The organism is Shewanella metallivivens (assembly GCF_028750675.1).
GTDB classification, from domain to species: domain Bacteria; phylum Pseudomonadota; class Gammaproteobacteria; order Enterobacterales; family Shewanellaceae; genus Shewanella; species Shewanella metallivivens.
On the sequence record NZ_JAQQPZ010000015.1, the window covers coordinates 287,933 to 304,537 of the forward strand.

Consider the following 16,605-nt stretch of genomic DNA (forward strand, 5'->3'; position numbering starts at 1 on the left):
TCACAGGTTCATTTGTCGTATGCGGGCAATACCAATATTGATTAAGCACTTGTCCTAAGCAGTTTGTGAGTACGCGCTATTTTTCAGCGCTTTATCTAGTTGACAATAATAGTGTCGACATAACAGACTGTGTGGTAATTATCTATTCAATTTGTAAAAGCCCAAACGGGAATCATAAACATGCCACACCAAGACCAACCTCTTAGCGTCAAAATGGCGGCCCCTTTTTGTATATTGTTATTGGTGGTATTGCTGTCTCAGGTGGTGGGGGTGTATGTCAGCAACAGCTTTTTAGCGTCAGGCGGGTTTAAAGGTTATTGGATTTTAAGTCGGCTGGTGCTGCCTTTTATTGTGGTGTTTTTTCTGGCAATACCGTTGAGGCATCTGTATTTTTCTCGGCCAACCATTAACCGCGAAACCCTGTTATTTATGGGTGTGCTTTTTGGGCTTTTGCTGTGTTTATTTGTTTATTTACAATTTTTTGCTGCAGACTATTTATCTCACTACCGCCAAGGTCGTTCGTTAGAAGGGCTCAGGGAGTCTGGAGCATTTCAACGTTTCTTAATTTTTACAGCGTCGACCATTATTGGTTGGGAGGTGATTCATCGAGGATTTTTACTGGGTGGTGGGCAATATTGCTTAACCAAGCATTATAACGTTAGCCCTGCTGCCGCTGCCGTTATAATGACTATTATTGTTTGTATATTTGAGGTGTTGTTTCACATCAAAAAGCCGATTTATGAAGCCGTAGGAATGATTTTTGCCTCGCCTTTATTGTCTTATTTAACCCTCAAAACTCGTAGTCTATGGCCTGCGTTGACTTTTCATTTACTCATTGAGCTCGCATTTGGTTTTTCGGCGTTTTATTACTCAGTGAGTTAATTTGTTTACGCCCTTATTCATTGGCATGCAATGCATATGCGGTTAATAAACGAGTGGGTGACGAATATAAAAAGCAGCATTGTGCAGGTTAGATCTTAGAAGGGTAGCTGGCATGTTGCTGATATTGCTGACCACATATGAGTGGATGAGGTCAGCATTGAACTCAAATTGAGGCGTTTTAGACTTCTTCTACAGACTTTTCTTTTAATGAATCAGCTGTTTTATCGGTTAACGTGATAAGTACACCTGTTAATAGACTCATGCTGTAGCCAAGCATTGCACCAATCATAAGGGGGGGAACGATTGCAGCAATATCGGCATTTAATGCGAATGTGATACAGCAGCCAATGAATGTACCAGGAATAAACGCAAAGTTTTTATTGCTGGCTTGTAGGCACATAAATGCAGTCACAATACCGGTTAAAGCATAACTAATGATAGAAGACCCCAACACACCACTGCCTGCAATAATTAACCATCCCCAAAATACGCCCGAAAGATTAGTCATCATTGCCATCATCATGCCCTTTACGCCCGCCTCGGTTTGCGCGAAAAACGTACTGCAACCCAGAAAGCCGACCCATGTGACCAGATGAAGCACATCCGCAAGCCCAGCCCAAACAGCTGCTAATAAGCCCGCAGAAATTGCAATTTGCCAACGATGCGCCATAGTCGCCTCTCAAGATTAAATTTAGAACGGTGAGTTCTAAATTTAGCACAATAAAAGAAAATTATGCAGTTTTAGTTTATGAAAAGCGATCCAGTTCGCAAATAATCGTAACTGCTAATAAATGTTGAGCGCCCTGTTTTAGGGTTGTGTAGCTTTTTTAACAACGATATTAGGCGCTTGATGAACACTGTGTTAGCGGACTGCTTATTTAACATTAAGGGGGAGGGCAAGATTAAATCGTACAAGTGCAACTCTTGTGATGACTAGGCTATTTAAAGCTCACTTTACCTCCAATCATTTTAAGGGCCGGTGCGCCGCGAATTAAACATTCTCGGGCAAAGGCTTGCCCGCATGAAGGGCAGGTGCAAGTGACTTGAGTAAAGTCTTCTACGATGTGTTCTTTAAAGCATTTTATGAGGGCGCCCTTGCCGCCTTTGCGATACTTAAAAAGCGGCACTTTACATTTAGCGCAAAAAATATCGACAGTGCGTGTAGGGCCTTTTTTATTGGGTTTTGCCATTTTTGGGTTTTTATGCTGAGCAAACTTGGCTAAATGAGTGGTTGTTATAGTATGATGAATATCCGTTCAAATTTGAACTAGAATTAACTGATATGTCATGCTAGGGCTGGTTGAATGTTATTCGAATTAAATACGTTTTTAGCCGCAGCAAAAACAACCTTGAAAGATTAACAGGCCCCAGGGCCAGCAAGTTTATTTAGGTTGCTTTACGGCGCGTTGGTGAACATTCATTAACACTTTGAGTTCCAAAAAAGCGCTGTGTGCTAATACCATGCAATATAAAAAGTGGATAACACAATAAACATTATCAATAAAAGTCACTACTCTTAACGGCGTTTAGAGAAAACTAGATACGTTATCTAGCGTGTCTGCCAACTCTAGACTAGTCTTTGGCTATCATATAAAACGCATTAAATTCATGGCCATCATCAATATAGCCACTTAGGCTACTGTGACTAAATACAGGAATACTAGATTAATGATAATCCCCAACTTATGGGCAACTGAACTTGAGTATCGTCGTACAGTGTTAAAGGCGGTGTTAATTGTAATCATTATTGCAGGCAGTATTTTTGTTGTTAATAACTGGTTCAGTGGTTTCCAAGTGTACGCCATGGTTGAGTTGGCGGTCGTATTTTTGTGTATTGGTATACTCGCGATTCATAAACGCACAACCAATTTAACCCTATGGTGCTGCATATTTTTATTTGCAGTTTTTACGGTCATTCTTATTGGTATTTACAGTGCATCGTTTAATTCTGGGTTGTTTGCCTGGTTATTTATTATTCCTGTTCTGTCATATCTGCTACTTGGCATTAGGCTAGGCACTATTTATACCAGTGTGTATATGGTGGCAGGTATTGCGATTTTGACGTACGCCTTGATATACGATATTGCCGATATTTACCCTATTACTATTGCTAATATCTTGCTCTGTCTGGTCGCTATTTGGGCGTTGTCTTATAGTTATGAATATAAACGCGCCGAGGCCGTAGAGCGCTTGCAGCAAATGGCCTCTCTTGACCCACTTACAGGCCTAAATAATCGATTGTTGCTGGATTCTATTTTTGAGATGTTGTGCCAAAGCCTGAGCGATGAGCAAGCGTCGGTTTCTATGCTGTTGCTTGATTTAGATCACTTTAAAAAAATTAATGATGAGTTTGGTCATGACGTTGGTGATAAGTTATTAGTTGGGGTGTCGACAATCATCAGTGATATGCGACGTCGAAATGATTGGGCTTTTCGTTTTGGTGGCGAAGAGTTTTGTATGTTAATTCCTAATACGAGCCTGCAACAGGCTGAAAATATCGCTGAGCGTTTAAGGTTGGCGATTGATAAAATTACTGTTATTGACGGGTGCCCACTTAATATAACGATTAGTATTGGTGTAGCACGCTGGCCTGATGATGGTAGTCATTTGCCGTTGGTTTATAAAGCCGCCGATGAAAGGCTTTATAAAGCCAAAGCACAAGGGCGAAATCAAGTGGTTTCGTCGTAACAAATCAAACTCAAAACAAACGGATTATGCATTCGCTCGGTTGAAAATATTGATGAATGTTAATCCGTTTTTTTGACGTTATTGACTCTACTATTGATGGCTTCTGTAAGTTGCTGCTTTTGCTTATCTTCGCCACAATACTGGGCAAAACCTAACCCCCAACCATGGGGGTTAACCTGGGTTGCTAGGTTGACCACTGTGTAACAATAATCCCCCTGTTTTACAATTCTATTTGGGTCTAATTTGTGATTGAGGGTATGAGGTTGGTTGGTATCTGTTGGTGTGGGAGTTAACTCAATAAAATCCAATTCAGCATCCATTTCACTCATGGTGCCGCTCGGTTTATGTTGTGCTGCGGTTTGCAAGCCAACAAGTTGCTCAAACTCAAGTTGATTTTGTTGTTGAAGGTATTGGCTTGTGGCCTGTTTTATTGACATTGCAGTATTAGTGGCATGGGTTGGTACCTTTGGTGTAGGAGGTGTTGGTGTACTTGCTTTGTTAGGCTTGGGCGAATGGGTAGTGTTGGTTGCCAAAATCGGTGCCATTTGTACTGCTTCATTGTTACTTTTATTGGGGCTCTTGGGGTTGTGACCATCAGGTTTAGGCTGAGTCTGTTGATTTGGTGACTGGGGTTGACTGATGGTGTCAGAATGACTTTCGTTAAGCATTGACTGATATTGTTGCGAGCTAATGAGGTAACTTTTAATTGCAGTATGTGTTATTGGCGTTTTTATTTCAGCCATTCTTTGTTTGGTGTCTTGTTGCCAAAACCAACCTATTAACAGTATCAATATACAGTGCATCACAATCGCGAAGAACAAAGGCGTAGCTAAGCGCTGTTCATTAAGCGGTATAGCTTGTTTGCTACTGGTATCTCGCGTTACTGAGAGGCTATCCATATCGCTAAAATATCGTTTATTTTGTGTGTGTTACATTTTGATTGTTAATAGAAAGTAAAGTTCAATTTGTTGTCAAAGAGGGCGTGTCGCGGTGTAATACCCATTCTAATGCGGATTGGTATAACGGGGCATTAGAAGAGCAAAGCGCATTTGTGCAAGCTGCGTAAAGATAAGTGTGCTTTTAACAAGCACACTAATTGGCATATTGCATTTTTAATCATTGGGTGAGGCGTGCTAAAAAGCAAACCAATAACGTTAATCTGTTTTCAGTGATTTAACGGTTAATCTCTCTTGGTTTGATAGGCGAATTTGAATGCCATCAATGGTGGTTATCCGTTGATCTTCAATATCTTTTTTACGTACTTTATAACTGGCTGTCATCGCCTCAATAGGTGATGAGATGGTGACTTCTACAATCGTATTGTCATCATACCAGCCCCACCCCCAATAGCCTGCAGTTGCCAGCATTGATACAGCGATCATGGCATAGATAGTCATTTTGCTTAGCACGGGTGGTTTTTCAATTTCAATTGTTCTGGTGCTGTAACTGACTTTACGATGCTGTCCTCGTCGTAAATACACTACGGCACCCAGAATAACTAACACTGTAATAAGGATCTTTGTAAGCACGCCATTTTCCTTAGATCGTAAATTAACTTTGATTATACGGTGTTTTGCATCCTTTACCGTTACCTAGTACACATCATGAGTAAGCCAGTATTATTGCTATGGTGTGTTATCTGCTTCATTAGGTTTTGTTTATCACAAAGTGAAGTAAAGCCATCGAACCGTGCGTATAAAGTGTGAGCCAAATCTGCTTGGTGAATATTGTAATGTGACTTATTTCGTGAATATTGAAATTGTTGGCGTTTTTCTAATTAAAGTCGCGGGCAATCACATAAAAAGTATATTTACTGATTAATAATCAGCCTATTGCCTACACAACAATATTAACTACATCAATATGGCTAAAAAAGAAATTATCGATGAGGAAGTTATTTACCCGTCTGATTATAAAATACTCTCCACTACCGATTTAGACAGCATCATTACCCACGTTAATGAAGACTTTATTAATGTGTGCGGCTATAGCAAAGATGAGTTAATTAATCAGCCACATAATATAGTGCGCCATCCTGATATGCCTAAGGCTGCTTTTGCTGATCTATGGAATACCATCCAGCAAGGAAAAAGCTGGATGGGGCTGGTAAAAAATCGGTGTAAAAACGGTAAATATTATTGGGTCAATGCCTATGTGACGCCGATAAAACGTAATGGCATTATTTGTGAGTATCAGTCTGTACGAACCCAACCAGACCCCGAGCTAACTCAGCGTGCTCAGGCTTGTTATGATTCAGTTAATTCGGGTAAAGCCGCCAAGCCAAAATTTGGCGCCAGTATTATCACTCAGCTTTTTTTAACTTGGCTGTGTTCCGTCATCCTGTTTGTCAGCCTGCCTTATTTAAGTTCAACATTTGCCGTTTTTGGGTTTGTTGCAGCTGTAATGTGCTTTTGCATGCCACTTTATTTTCTGAAACACCGTTTTGCAGCTGTAATCGCTGTGAGTAAGTCAATACACGATAATCCGCTTAACCAATTTGTTTATACTGGCTATGTCGATGAGTTATCTCATTTAGAGTTAAGTTTACGAATGCAAAAAGCCGAAACCTTGGCTGTTATTGGACGGATTAAAGACAGTGGCGAGCACCTACAGCAAGGTTTAGATGAGCACCAGCAGCAGAATAAAGCTAACCAAAGCCAGCTTGTTGAGCAATCACAAAATCTTGAGCAAGTTGTTACGGCTATTGGACAAATGAGCTCTTCTGTGACTGATATTGCTCAAAATGCCGCAAACTCAACAACAGAAATCCATCAGTTAGTGTCGCAAATCGAGGCAACTAAAGAGGCACTCACTCACAGCCAAACGGCAACATCAGAAATTAATAACTTACTTGCTGAGTCGCGAGCGGCTATTTCGTCTTTAAACCAGCAGTGCCAAAATGTTAATAAAGTGGTTGAGGTTATTGAGGAAATAGCTCAACAAACGAACTTATTAGCCCTTAATGCCGCCATTGAAGCTGCTCGAGCTGGCGAAACGGGTAGGGGGTTTGCTGTGGTTGCTGATGAGGTGCGCAACTTAGCCAGCCGCTCGGCAACATCTGCAAATGAAATTCATACCATTATTAATACACTCAGTGAGACGACCGCTCAGGCAGTTGCTCAAATGGATCAAAGTCATTTACTGACTAATAAAAGCATTGATTCAAGCAAAATGCTAGATGAAAGTTTGACATCAGTCAGTAATGTTATGGCGATTATTGAGAGTAATGGTGAGCAAATATCGGTAGCGGCTGAGCAGCAATCTGTAGTGGTTAATCAAATTCATACTAATGCGATGACCCTGCAAAGTGGTATTAAACAGTTTGAACAAAACTGCCAAATAGCGGCGTTACATAGCCAAGATATTAGTGCGCAAGGGAGCAGGCAAACCGAGCTGGTGGTACAATTTAATTGAGGCTAACTTTACTTTATTGATTTTTAATGCAATTAAGTTGCATCGCGCGGTGCTTGTTCAAATTTGCTATCAGCGCTCAGTTCTGCCAAATAAAGTATCGATTTTATCGACGATAAATCACACTATCATGCCATTCTTATTCCGTCAGTGGCCTGCTATTCTGTAATAAATGGATTTATTGGTTGAGGTTAGCATGAAAGTCTTACTACGTTTTAATGCTTTAGCGGCAATGGACGGTGATGGTGTGAACATTAATCGTGTATCCGACTTTGAGCAACTTCGCTTTGATCCTTTTTTAATGATTGATGAAATCAAATCTAATGACCAACAAGATTTTATCGGTGGCTTTCCGCCACACCCTCACCGTGGTGTCGAAACTTTTACCTACATCCGTAAAGGCGGATTTGAACATCGCGATCAAATGGGCAATGTTAAGTCGATACGTGCTGGCGATGTACAATGGATGAGCACTGGTCGTGGCGTTGTACATTCTGAAATACCATTAGCCGATGCCCATGATGGTTTGCACGGGTTTCAAATTTGGCTAAACATGCCAGCTAAAGACAAAATGCGCGCGCCAATTTATCAAGACAGCACTCACCGCAATAACCCGCAACAGAGTAATGAGCACGGTGCGACGCTGATAGCACTAGCTGGCCATTGGCGCTATAATCACAGTTTGGTCGGCATTGATGGGCCTATCCAAGGCTTAGCAGGTGATGGTGCGATAGCGGATTTAATGTTGAATGAACACGGCTACGGCACACTTAACCTTGAACATTATCACACTGCTTTTGTATACATATATCAAGGTGAAATCCATTATGTTGATGAGCAGGGGCTACGTGAAACGTCAGGCGAAGGGGTGTTGTTACTGTTAGATGCCGTTGAGTTATGTCATTTCCAAGCAGAAGCCTGCGGGGCTGGTTTATTGGTTTTTGCCGGTAATCCTATTAATGAGTCAATCGTGCAAATGGGGCCCTTTGTGATGAATACTCAAGCCGAAATAGACCAAGCAGTTCAAGATTACCAACAAGGGCTTTTTGGCCAGATTGAATAGCCTGCTAATCATTAAATATCCCTGTTTGAGAGAAAGAATTGTCAGCGAAAGCTGAAGATAATTGCTACAATAGCGCGTATATGGCCAAGGACAATTTGATGTGTAGCATTCACTATACTGACAATAATCACCTTGGCTAATTTGTTTGTGCAGCACTTGTGCGCTTTTTTGCTTTCGATATCAGAGGATATTCGCCTTGAGTCAGTCTACTGAACCGGCCGTTAACATGGCTTTCGCATCACTTAATTTAAAAACTGAATTGCTTGAAAACCTACAAACCATGGGTTTTGAATCAATGACTCAAATCCAGGCCGAAAGCTTACCGCCTATTTTGGCCGGCGAAGACGTGATTGGCCAAGCAAAAACAGGTTCAGGTAAAACTGCTGCGTTTGGCTTAGGTTTACTCAATAAGCTCGATGTAAAGCGCTTTCGTATTCAAACCATGGTGTTATGCCCAACGCGTGAACTTGCCGACCAAGTCGCAGAAGAAATCCGTACACTTGCTCGCGGCATCCATAATATCAAGGTATTAACCTTATGCGGTGGTGTACCAATGGGGCCACAAGTAGGCTCACTTGAACATGGCGCGCATATTATTGTTGGTACGCCGGGTCGTATTGTTGATCATTTAGATCGTAACCGCTTAGATTTAAGCAATATGAACATGCTGATTTTGGACGAAGCCGATCGCATGTTAGAGATGGGCTTTCAACAACATATTGACCAAATTATTGCTGCCGCGCCGCGTGAGCGCCAAACTCTTTTATTTAGTGCGACATTCCCTGAGCAAATCAAATCGATTGCCGACCAAATCATGTATAACCCTGTGATGGTAAAAGTTGAGCAAAAGCATGACAACTTAACCATTGAGCAGCACTTTTACCGGGTTGAGGGTAACAAAGGTCGCCTTGAGGCGTTGCGTCTGTTATTGCTTGATAAGCAACCGCGTAGTTCGGTGGTGTTTTGTAATACTAAGCGTGAAACCCAACAAGTGGCTGATTCACTAGCCGAGTTTGGTTTTAGTGTGTTAGCACTGCACGGTGATTTAGAGCAGCGCGATCGCGATCAAATGCTGCTGCAGTTTGCTAACCGCAGTGCGCGTATTTTAGTGGCAACCGATGTGGCGGCTCGTGGTTTAGACATTGATGAGCTTGATGCGGTATTTAACTACCACATTGCATACGATACCGAAGTACACATTCACCGTATTGGTCGTACAGGCCGTGCAGGTAGCTCGGGAGCTGCTTATACCTTCTTTGGTGAAGAGGATGGTTATAAAATGGCTATGATTGAAGAAGCCATGAACAAAGATATCATTGGCGAAACCTTACCGCCAATGAGTGCCTTAAACAAGCAACCTCAAGCGGCTGAGATGATCACGATTCAAATTGATGCCGGTAAAAAGCAAAAAATTCGCCCAGGCGATATTGTGGGCGCATTAACCGGCGATAACGGTTTGGACTTTAATGATATTGGTAAAATTAAAGTCACTGAGTTCCGTGCTTATGTTGCCGTAACCAGCAAAGTGTCGAAGCAAGCGCTTAATAAACTCAATAAAGGTAAGTTGAAGGGACGTAATTACCGAGCTTGGTTTATGTAATCGTAAGTAATGTTTAAACAAAAAACCGCTGAATACTGTTCAGCGGTTTTTTTATGGGTTAAGCAACTGTTTGCTATTTGAGCAAGTTGAATGGTATCGCTTAACTTTAATTTTTTACTTTGGCATTGGCGTATGGATTTACGCTGCCTTTAGACGCAGAACTACTGCTAGTATTGCTGTTTGTTGCAGCACCACTTGTTGTGCCGCCGCTGCGACGTGGTGGACGGTTACGCTGCGGAGGTTTGTTACCATTAGCGATCGCTTCAGCTCTGTTACCGGCGGCTTTGGGTTTATTAGCGCCTTGTGACTGACCTTCTTTATTGCTGCGAGATTGTTGGCGCGAGTCATATTGACGTGCTGGCTTATCACCTTGTGCAGTATTGGCTTGTTGAGCATGCTTGCTGCGATTTGGGTTTGGCTTTTTCACGCTGTTAGATTTATAACCACTTGAACGGCTACTTGCTTCTGGGATAGTGAATGGCGCTTCAAAACCAGCTAGTTGTTTACGTTCAATAGTGCGATTAATTAAGCGCTCAATGTCGTGCAACAATTTAACTTCTTCAAGGCCAACTAATGACACAGCTTGGCCTGTAGAACCCGCACGGCCAGTACGGCCAATTCGATGAACATAATCTTCAGGTACATTAGGCAGGTCAAAGTTAACCACAAAAGGCAGTTGGTCAATGTCGATACCGCGGGCAGCAATATCTGTTGCTACCATGACTTGCACTGTGCCAGCTTTAAAGTCAGCTAAAGCTTTAGTACGGGCGGTTTGGCTTTTATTGCCATGGATAGCAGCCGCTTTTATGTTGGCGGCTTCAAGGCTCTTGGCTAAGCGGTTGGCGCCATGTTTAGTGCGCGAAAACACTAAGACTTGCTTCCAATCATTGGTTTTAATCAATTCGATTAACGCCATCGATTTACGGGTTTTGTCCAATGGGTAAACACATTGGGTGACAGTATTGGCGGTAGCATTACGTGGTGTCACTGAAATTTCGACTGGGTTGTTCACTAACCCTTTCGCCAGTTCGCGGATGTCGTCAGAGAAGGTTGCAGAAAACATCAAGTTTTGACGTTTAGGCGGCAATAACGCTAATACTTTTTTAATGTCGCGAATAAAGCCCATGTCTAACATACGGTCAGCTTCGTCTAACACTAAAATTTCTAATTTGCTAAAACTAATGGCTTTTTGTTGACACAAGTCGAGCAGGCGCCCAGGAGTTGCCACTAAAATATCTACGCCATTACGCAGTGCAGCAAGTTGCGGGATAATGGATACACCACCAAACACCACTGCCGATTTCAATGGTAGGTTTTTGCCATATGTGGCAACACTTTCTTGAACCTGGGCGGCTAGTTCACGCGTAGGGGTCAATACTAATGCACGCACTTGACCACGTTGGGCTCGGCTGCCTTTTGACAATAATTCTAGAATTGGCAGGGTAAAACCTGCGGTTTTTCCTGTGCCGGTTTGGGCTGCCGCCATGACGTCTTGTCCGGCTAATACGGCGGGAATGGCTTGTGCTTGAATAGGAGAGGGGGTGTCATAACCTTGTTTTTCAACCGCTTTTAAAATAGCAGCATTCAGACCAAGTGAGGCAAAACTCATAGAAAAATCTCTTTGGGCAACGCATTGTTGCTTTGAATAAAAGGTAGCCAGAAACGGCGGCCGTGAAGCTTACCTGAAAACCGCTATAAGTGCTAATAAACTCTTGATAATTGCAGTCAGTGTAGTGCCGTTTGAACTTGCTGTGGTGTCTTTGATAAACATTTGGCTATCAAAGCTTATGAATATAATGATTTAGAATGAAATAGTGTTAATCTTAAGACTTCGATCAGTGCTAAAGCTCAACTTATTACATACAATAAAATGACAACCTATATTCAGCGACTTAGCTGAGGTTTTTACTGTTAAGGTGATATCAACTGATGAAATTGACGGCGCATTCACACATCGAAAAAACAGCATATGAGCTACGAGATCACGCTCATGCTGTGATTAAGAATGTGTTGCTAATGTCGAATATTTCTACCCTAGCGCTTCAGATGGCCATGCGCCAACTTTCTAGCCATAGTCGAGTGGCTTTGCATTTTCACCCCGACCGAATTGATAACCGTGGCCTCTGTGTGGTCGACGGATTATTGCGCGACGGTGTGTATAAAAGCCAGTTTGAAACTCATGTGTCTAATGGCCATTTGTCGCCTGAACTGGGTGGTTCTCGTGACCATTGGGAAAACCAATTATTTGGCAATTGTTATTCTGGCATTAAGCATCGCCCCAAATACGGCGCGCTTGATTTTGGTTTATGTCCGTTAGGCCCAGCGCCGCGTTTTGGCAGTTGTTACTTCGTTACTCATTCGCAAATATTGCCGCGCTGTACTTTCAGTTACATGGATTCGTACCGTTTGCCAAAAGAGAAAGGTACCATAAAGTGCTTTGATGTAATTTTAGCTGCGCTATTAAGCGAAAGTTTTGAACGCCAATATGCCTTAGGGTGCGCGGGGCTTAAACCCAGTAAGTTGATTCAATATTTTAGTCAACATTTAACCGCCCCAACAGAAAAGCGCTTTGACAATGAACCTTGCGGTAATTTGGACCATTACATTGAGGCGCAAATTCATGGGGATGTATCGTTAGATAAAGATGTTGCCGTGTTAGTTGCTGACCCGTCATTTATGGGCAGTAACGTTGGCGATTCATTAGTGGCACTGTGCGATGAATATGACATTGAACTGTTTTGGCACAATGGCAGACAAATGCGGTTTACAGATGTCCCCGATGACTTTCGTGGTGCGGCGATGCCGACATTGGCACAAAGTATTGCCGAAGATCAGATTATCAATGCTGAAATTATTGGTCGAGCCGCTTATCAATTGCAAAAGCAACCGACCTCTTGGAGTGAGCGCGGCGCGCATACCAAAAAGCTGCAAGACTTAAAGCTGTTATGGCATGTGTTAGTAAAATATGGCCACAGCCCTTCGAATGAACCTTTTCTTTTATAGTTTAAGCTTGATTTAAGCGCGATTACCTATAACTGTTATCCATTATTGATAGTCCATTAGCAAAATGTGAATCAGTTAACATTTACACTGTTTAAGGTGTTATCTCACGCCCAGTGCTGCGATACTGCAGGGCGAATTTAGGGCGAAAATAAACACTGCCGGAGAGTCATGGATAAGTCGTTAGAAAAGTCATTAACTAAGTGGCTTAAAAGCCAACAGCCTGCTTGTGGTATTTTCCTTAAATTATCTATTTTATGTGGCTTACTTAATGGTATTGCTATTGTTGGTCAGGCCTACTGTATTGCGCGTATTTTGCAGCAAGTGATTATGCAAAATATGCCTCTGCAAGCATCTAACATTGAATTTATCGCTCTTATTGGCTTATTGCTTCTGCGCGCCGTATTAGCGCAAGTGCGTGAGCGAGTCAGTTTTGAGGCTGGTAAGCGTTTACGCAGTGATATCCGTCACGCCGTGTTGAATAAGTTGGTTAAGTTAGGGCCAGTGTTTATTAAAGGCAAACCATCAGGCGCCTGGGCAAGTTTGGTGTTTGAACAGGTTGAAGACCTACACGACTATTATGCCAAATATGTGCCGCAAATGATGTTAGCCGGCTTTATCCCTTTGCTTATTCTAGTATGCGTGTTTCCACTCAATTGGGCCGCCGGGATTATCTTATTAGCCACAGCTCCCTTAATCCCAATGTTTATGATTTTAGTGGGCATGGGGGCGGCCGATGCCAACCGTAAAAATGTTAAGGCGTTAGCTCGTTTAAGTGGCCACTTTATGGACCGCTTAAAAGGTTTACAAACCGTTAAGCTATTTCATCGTGGTGACGCTGAACTTAGCAATATTGACACAGCATCAGAAGACTTTCGTAGTCGAACGATGTCGGTGTTGCGCTTGGCGTTTTTAAGCTCTGCAGTATTAGAGTTTTTTGCTGCGGTGTCGATTGCGGTGCTGGCGGTGTATTTCGGCTTTAGTTATTTAGACCATTTAGATTTTGGTCATTACGGTGTCGGCATTAGTTTGTTTACCGGCATGTTTGTACTCATTTTAGCGCCCGAGTTTTTTCAGCCACTGCGCGATTTAGGCACACATTATCATGCTAAAGCGCAAGCCATTGGCGCTGCTGAAACCTTAGTTGAATTACTTGACTACCAGGTTGAAGGCAGTGAAACTCCTGAAAACAGCCAATCTAAAGTGCCATTTACAGCCGATGCCATCAGTATTGAAGCGATTGATCTTGAGGTGTTCAGCCTCGATGGACAGCGTTTATTAGGGCCGGTTTCCTTTACACTACCCGCAGGTGAACACTGGGCGATTGTTGGCCCAAGTGGTGCGGGTAAAACCAGTTTACTCAATGCTTTGTTAGGTTTTTTACCCTACAAAGGTCATTTAACGATAAATCAACAGCCACTGTCGAGTATTGCATTAAGTGACTGGCGTCGGCATTTAGCTTGGCTTGGACAGGACCCTCAATTGTTTCATGGCACGGTGCGCGATAACGTTGCCCTGGCAAATCCACAATTAACCGATCCACAAATTATGGCGCTACTTGTGCAAGCCAATATTAGCGACTTTGTCACTCAACACGCCCAAGGGCTCGACCTGATGATCAGCGATCAAAGTGCGGGGGTCTCTGTTGGTCAAGCGCAACGTTTTGCCTTGGCTCGAGCACTAGCACAGCCGGCAAAATTGTTTTTACTTGATGAGCCGACTGCCAGTTTAGATGCTCAAAGTGAACAATTTGTTTTAGCGTCACTGCAAACTGCCATGCAAGGCGCGAGTGGTTTAACCGTTACCCATCGGTTAGATGATTTAAGCACTATGGATAAGGTGTTGGTGATGGATAAAGGCCTTATTGTTCAGCAAGGTGAGGTGAGTGAGTTACTTCGCTGTGATGGCTTGTTAACGCAAATGCTTAATCAGCAGCAGGAGGTGTGCTAATGAATCAGTCAACTGAACCAACATCACCTCAAACCGCAACATCACAAGGTGCATCATTAAGAGTGTTATTGCCATTTTTATCCCTGTTTCGCCGCCAGTGGCTAATGATGTTGGTCGGGTTAATTTTAACCTTTACCACCTTACTGACAGGCATTGGATTGCTGTCTTTATCGGGCTGGTTTTTGTCGGCTACGGCAGTGGCGGGCTTAACGGTTGCAACAGCACAAGTCTTTAATTTTTTTACTCCTGCAGGCGGAGTACGTTTTTTCTCTATAGCGCGAACAGCAAGTCGCTATGGGGAGCGTTTAGCCACCCACGAAGCCACATTTAAATTGCTAACTCAGTTACGTATTTGGGCGTGGCAAAAGCTTTTACCGTTGAGCGCGGCCAACTTACAAGGACTGCGCCGAGGTGATTTGCTTAATCGTTTAGTCGCCGATATCGACACCTTAGATCATTTGTATTTACGCTTGCTGACACCTTTAGTGGCGTCATTATTGATGATTGCTGGCTTGTTTGTTTTTTTAGCTTGGTTTGACCTTAGCTTAGCCTTGAGTTTATGCAGTATTTTGTTGTTAGCTTGGTGTGTATTACCTGTAGTGTTTTATGTGTTAGGTAACACACCAGGTCGAACACTAATTGATGCGAAACAACAATATAGGGTAATGCTGCTTGATGTGATCCAAGGTCAAGCCGAGTTAAGTTTGTTTGCGGCAAACACGCGTTATTTGGCTAAGCTTGAACAAGCCCAAGCTAGGCTGTTTGATCAGCAAACGGCGATGGCCAATATCACAGGCTTAAGCCAAGCCATGTTGATTTTAGTCAATGGCACAGCCGTGGTGGTGATGTTGTATTTAGCTAGCCAAGGTGTGGGTGATGCAACGCCACCTGGACCGTTAATGGCGTTAATGGTATTTGCAACGATGGCAAGCCTTGAAATGATGATGCCCATAGCAGGTGCGTTTCAGCATTTGTCTAGCACCTTGCTCGCCGCGCAGCGCGTTACAGATATCACCGAGCAAACACCAGCGGTAACTTTTAGCGAGCAAAGCACACTTAAAGCCAACTCTGGCGCGCTAACATTACACAATGTGCATTTTGCTTATCAACCGCATACTCCCATTTTACAAGGGGTGGATTTTACCCTGAATGCAGGCGGAAAAGTGGCAATATTAGGCCCAACCGGTTGTGGTAAGTCGAGTTTGTTGGGGCTGATTACGCGTGAGTGGTCAGCACAACAAGGTGATATTACCCTCGATGGTCATCTCCTTAGCGACTACAATGAGGCCGAGCTTAGAGCGTCGATGACCGTCGTCAGCCAGCGAATTTATTTGTTTGCCGGCACCCTGCGGGAAAACTTAGCGCTGGCTTTACCTTACCAACAAGGTGAACCGAAAAAAACTCACGATGAGCGCTTTACCTCGGTATTACAGCAAGTCGGATTACAGGCGTTGTTACAAGGCGATAAACCACTGGATATGTGGATTGGTGAGGGCGGTCGACAATTATCGGGTGGTGAGCAGCGCCGTATTGGTGTGGCCAGAGCGTTACTGCGCGATGCGCCATTGTTATTGCTTGATGAACCGACTGAAGGGCTCGATAAGCGCACCGAACGCGAGATACTTTCATTGTTGTTGAGCTTTGCTGAAAATAAAACCTTATTGATGATTAGCCATCGTCGAACTGCCCTCGATAAGATGGATGCCGTCTATACATTTCAACAAGGCAACTTACAGCGCTCAAAAGCTGATTGTTGAAAATGAGCCGCGGTAAAAAAACGGTTTTCTGGTCATTTATTCCTGTCAAACCATGAGGTTTATGTTTGTTTGCTTTATTAGTGAGTAAGCATAAACACTCAGGAATGTAACAACCTTTCTGATACAAAAATTACATAAAGCGTTTTAGCTGCTTGAGATAAATTGATCTGCTTCACAAATTTGTGATTAGGTTATGTTCCAAAATTACAGCCTGCGCTGGGAGTGTGATCTTTGTTCATATATTAGCAGTTGCA

At 43.0% G+C, this 16,605-nt stretch carries 13 protein-coding genes; 8 read left to right on the forward strand and 5 right to left on the reverse strand.

All coding sequences use genetic code 11. From position 1 onward, the window contains the following. Positions 1-180: 180 nt before the first annotated feature. Complete coding sequence (locus PQR79_RS19395) at positions 181-882, forward strand: CPBP family glutamic-type intramembrane protease (protein ID WP_238107706.1); 702 nt, start codon at positions 181-183, stop codon at positions 880-882. 178 nt (positions 883-1,060) lie between these two features. Here the strand turns inward: PQR79_RS19395 and PQR79_RS19400 are convergent, their stop codons facing one another. Together PQR79_RS19400 and PQR79_RS19405 are read right to left on the reverse strand one after the other, a co-directional pair. Further along, the gene (locus PQR79_RS19400; RefSeq protein WP_238107705.1) at positions 1,061-1,552 is read right to left on the reverse strand and encodes a DUF1097 domain-containing protein; all 492 of its coding nucleotides are present in this window, start codon (positions 1,550-1,552) and stop codon (positions 1,061-1,063) included. A 268-nt stretch (positions 1,553-1,820) separates the two neighbouring features. Continuing rightward, positions 1,821-2,072, reverse strand: a complete 252-nt coding sequence (locus tag PQR79_RS19405; RefSeq protein ID WP_238107704.1) for a hypothetical protein — start codon at positions 2,070-2,072, stop codon at positions 1,821-1,823. Positions 2,073-2,550: 478 nt separating this feature from the next. On the opposite strand from PQR79_RS19405, the gene PQR79_RS19410 reads away from it, so the two are divergent. Continuing rightward, on the forward strand, positions 2,551-3,570 hold the full coding sequence (locus PQR79_RS19410) for a GGDEF domain-containing protein (protein WP_238107703.1): 1,020 nt from the start codon (positions 2,551-2,553) through the stop codon (positions 3,568-3,570). A gap of 59 nt (positions 3,571-3,629) precedes the next feature. Here the strand turns inward: PQR79_RS19410 and PQR79_RS19415 are convergent, their stop codons facing one another. Together PQR79_RS19415 and PQR79_RS19420 are read right to left on the reverse strand one after the other, a co-directional pair. After that, complete coding sequence (locus tag PQR79_RS19415; protein ID WP_238107702.1) at positions 3,630-4,469, reverse strand: hypothetical protein; 840 nt, start codon at positions 4,467-4,469, stop codon at positions 3,630-3,632. A 255-nt stretch (positions 4,470-4,724) separates the two neighbouring features. Further along, on the reverse strand, positions 4,725-5,099 hold the full coding sequence (locus tag PQR79_RS19420) for a hypothetical protein (protein WP_238107701.1): 375 nt from the start codon (positions 5,097-5,099) through the stop codon (positions 4,725-4,727). Between the two features lie 334 nt (positions 5,100-5,433). Here PQR79_RS19420 and PQR79_RS19425 point away from each other — a divergent pair, with 334 nt between their 5' ends. From PQR79_RS19425 to dbpA, 3 genes are all read left to right on the forward strand, one after another. Next, positions 5,434-6,984, forward strand: a complete 1,551-nt coding sequence (locus PQR79_RS19425) for a methyl-accepting chemotaxis protein (RefSeq protein ID WP_238107700.1) — start codon at positions 5,434-5,436, stop codon at positions 6,982-6,984. Positions 6,985-7,177: 193 nt separating this feature from the next. Beyond that, positions 7,178-8,044 carry a pirin family protein gene (locus tag PQR79_RS19430; RefSeq protein ID WP_238107699.1) on the forward strand — a complete coding sequence of 289 codons (867 nt, stop codon included), beginning with the start codon at positions 7,178-7,180 and terminating at the stop codon, positions 8,042-8,044. Positions 8,045-8,270: 226 nt separating this feature from the next. Then, a complete protein-coding gene (gene dbpA / locus PQR79_RS19435) occupies positions 8,271-9,644 on the forward strand; it encodes an ATP-dependent RNA helicase DbpA (RefSeq protein ID WP_238107713.1) in 1,374 nt (457 codons plus the stop codon). Positions 9,645-9,750: 106 nt separating this feature from the next. Here dbpA and PQR79_RS19440 read toward each other — a convergent pair whose 3' ends face one another. Then, complete coding sequence (locus PQR79_RS19440) at positions 9,751-11,253, reverse strand: DEAD/DEAH box helicase (RefSeq protein ID WP_238107698.1); 1,503 nt, start codon at positions 11,251-11,253, stop codon at positions 9,751-9,753. A gap of 326 nt (positions 11,254-11,579) precedes the next feature. Between PQR79_RS19440 and PQR79_RS19445 the strand changes: the two genes are divergently transcribed. The 3 genes from PQR79_RS19445 (at position 11,580) to cydC (ending at position 16,351) form a co-directional block, all read left to right on the forward strand. After that, positions 11,580-12,647 (forward strand): DUF3626 domain-containing protein, encoded by a 1,068-nt coding sequence (locus tag PQR79_RS19445; protein WP_238107712.1) that lies wholly within the window; start codon positions 11,580-11,582, stop codon positions 12,645-12,647. A gap of 168 nt (positions 12,648-12,815) precedes the next feature. After that, on the forward strand, positions 12,816-14,594 hold the full coding sequence (gene cydD / locus PQR79_RS19450) for a heme ABC transporter permease/ATP-binding protein CydD (protein WP_238107697.1): 1,779 nt from the start codon (positions 12,816-12,818) through the stop codon (positions 14,592-14,594). Continuing rightward, the gene (gene cydC / locus PQR79_RS19455; RefSeq protein WP_238107696.1) at positions 14,594-16,351 is read left to right on the forward strand and encodes a heme ABC transporter ATP-binding protein/permease CydC; all 1,758 of its coding nucleotides are present in this window, start codon (positions 14,594-14,596) and stop codon (positions 16,349-16,351) included. The genes cydD and cydC overlap by 1 nt, the downstream gene beginning before the upstream one ends. Positions 16,352-16,605: the final 254 nt, after the last annotated feature.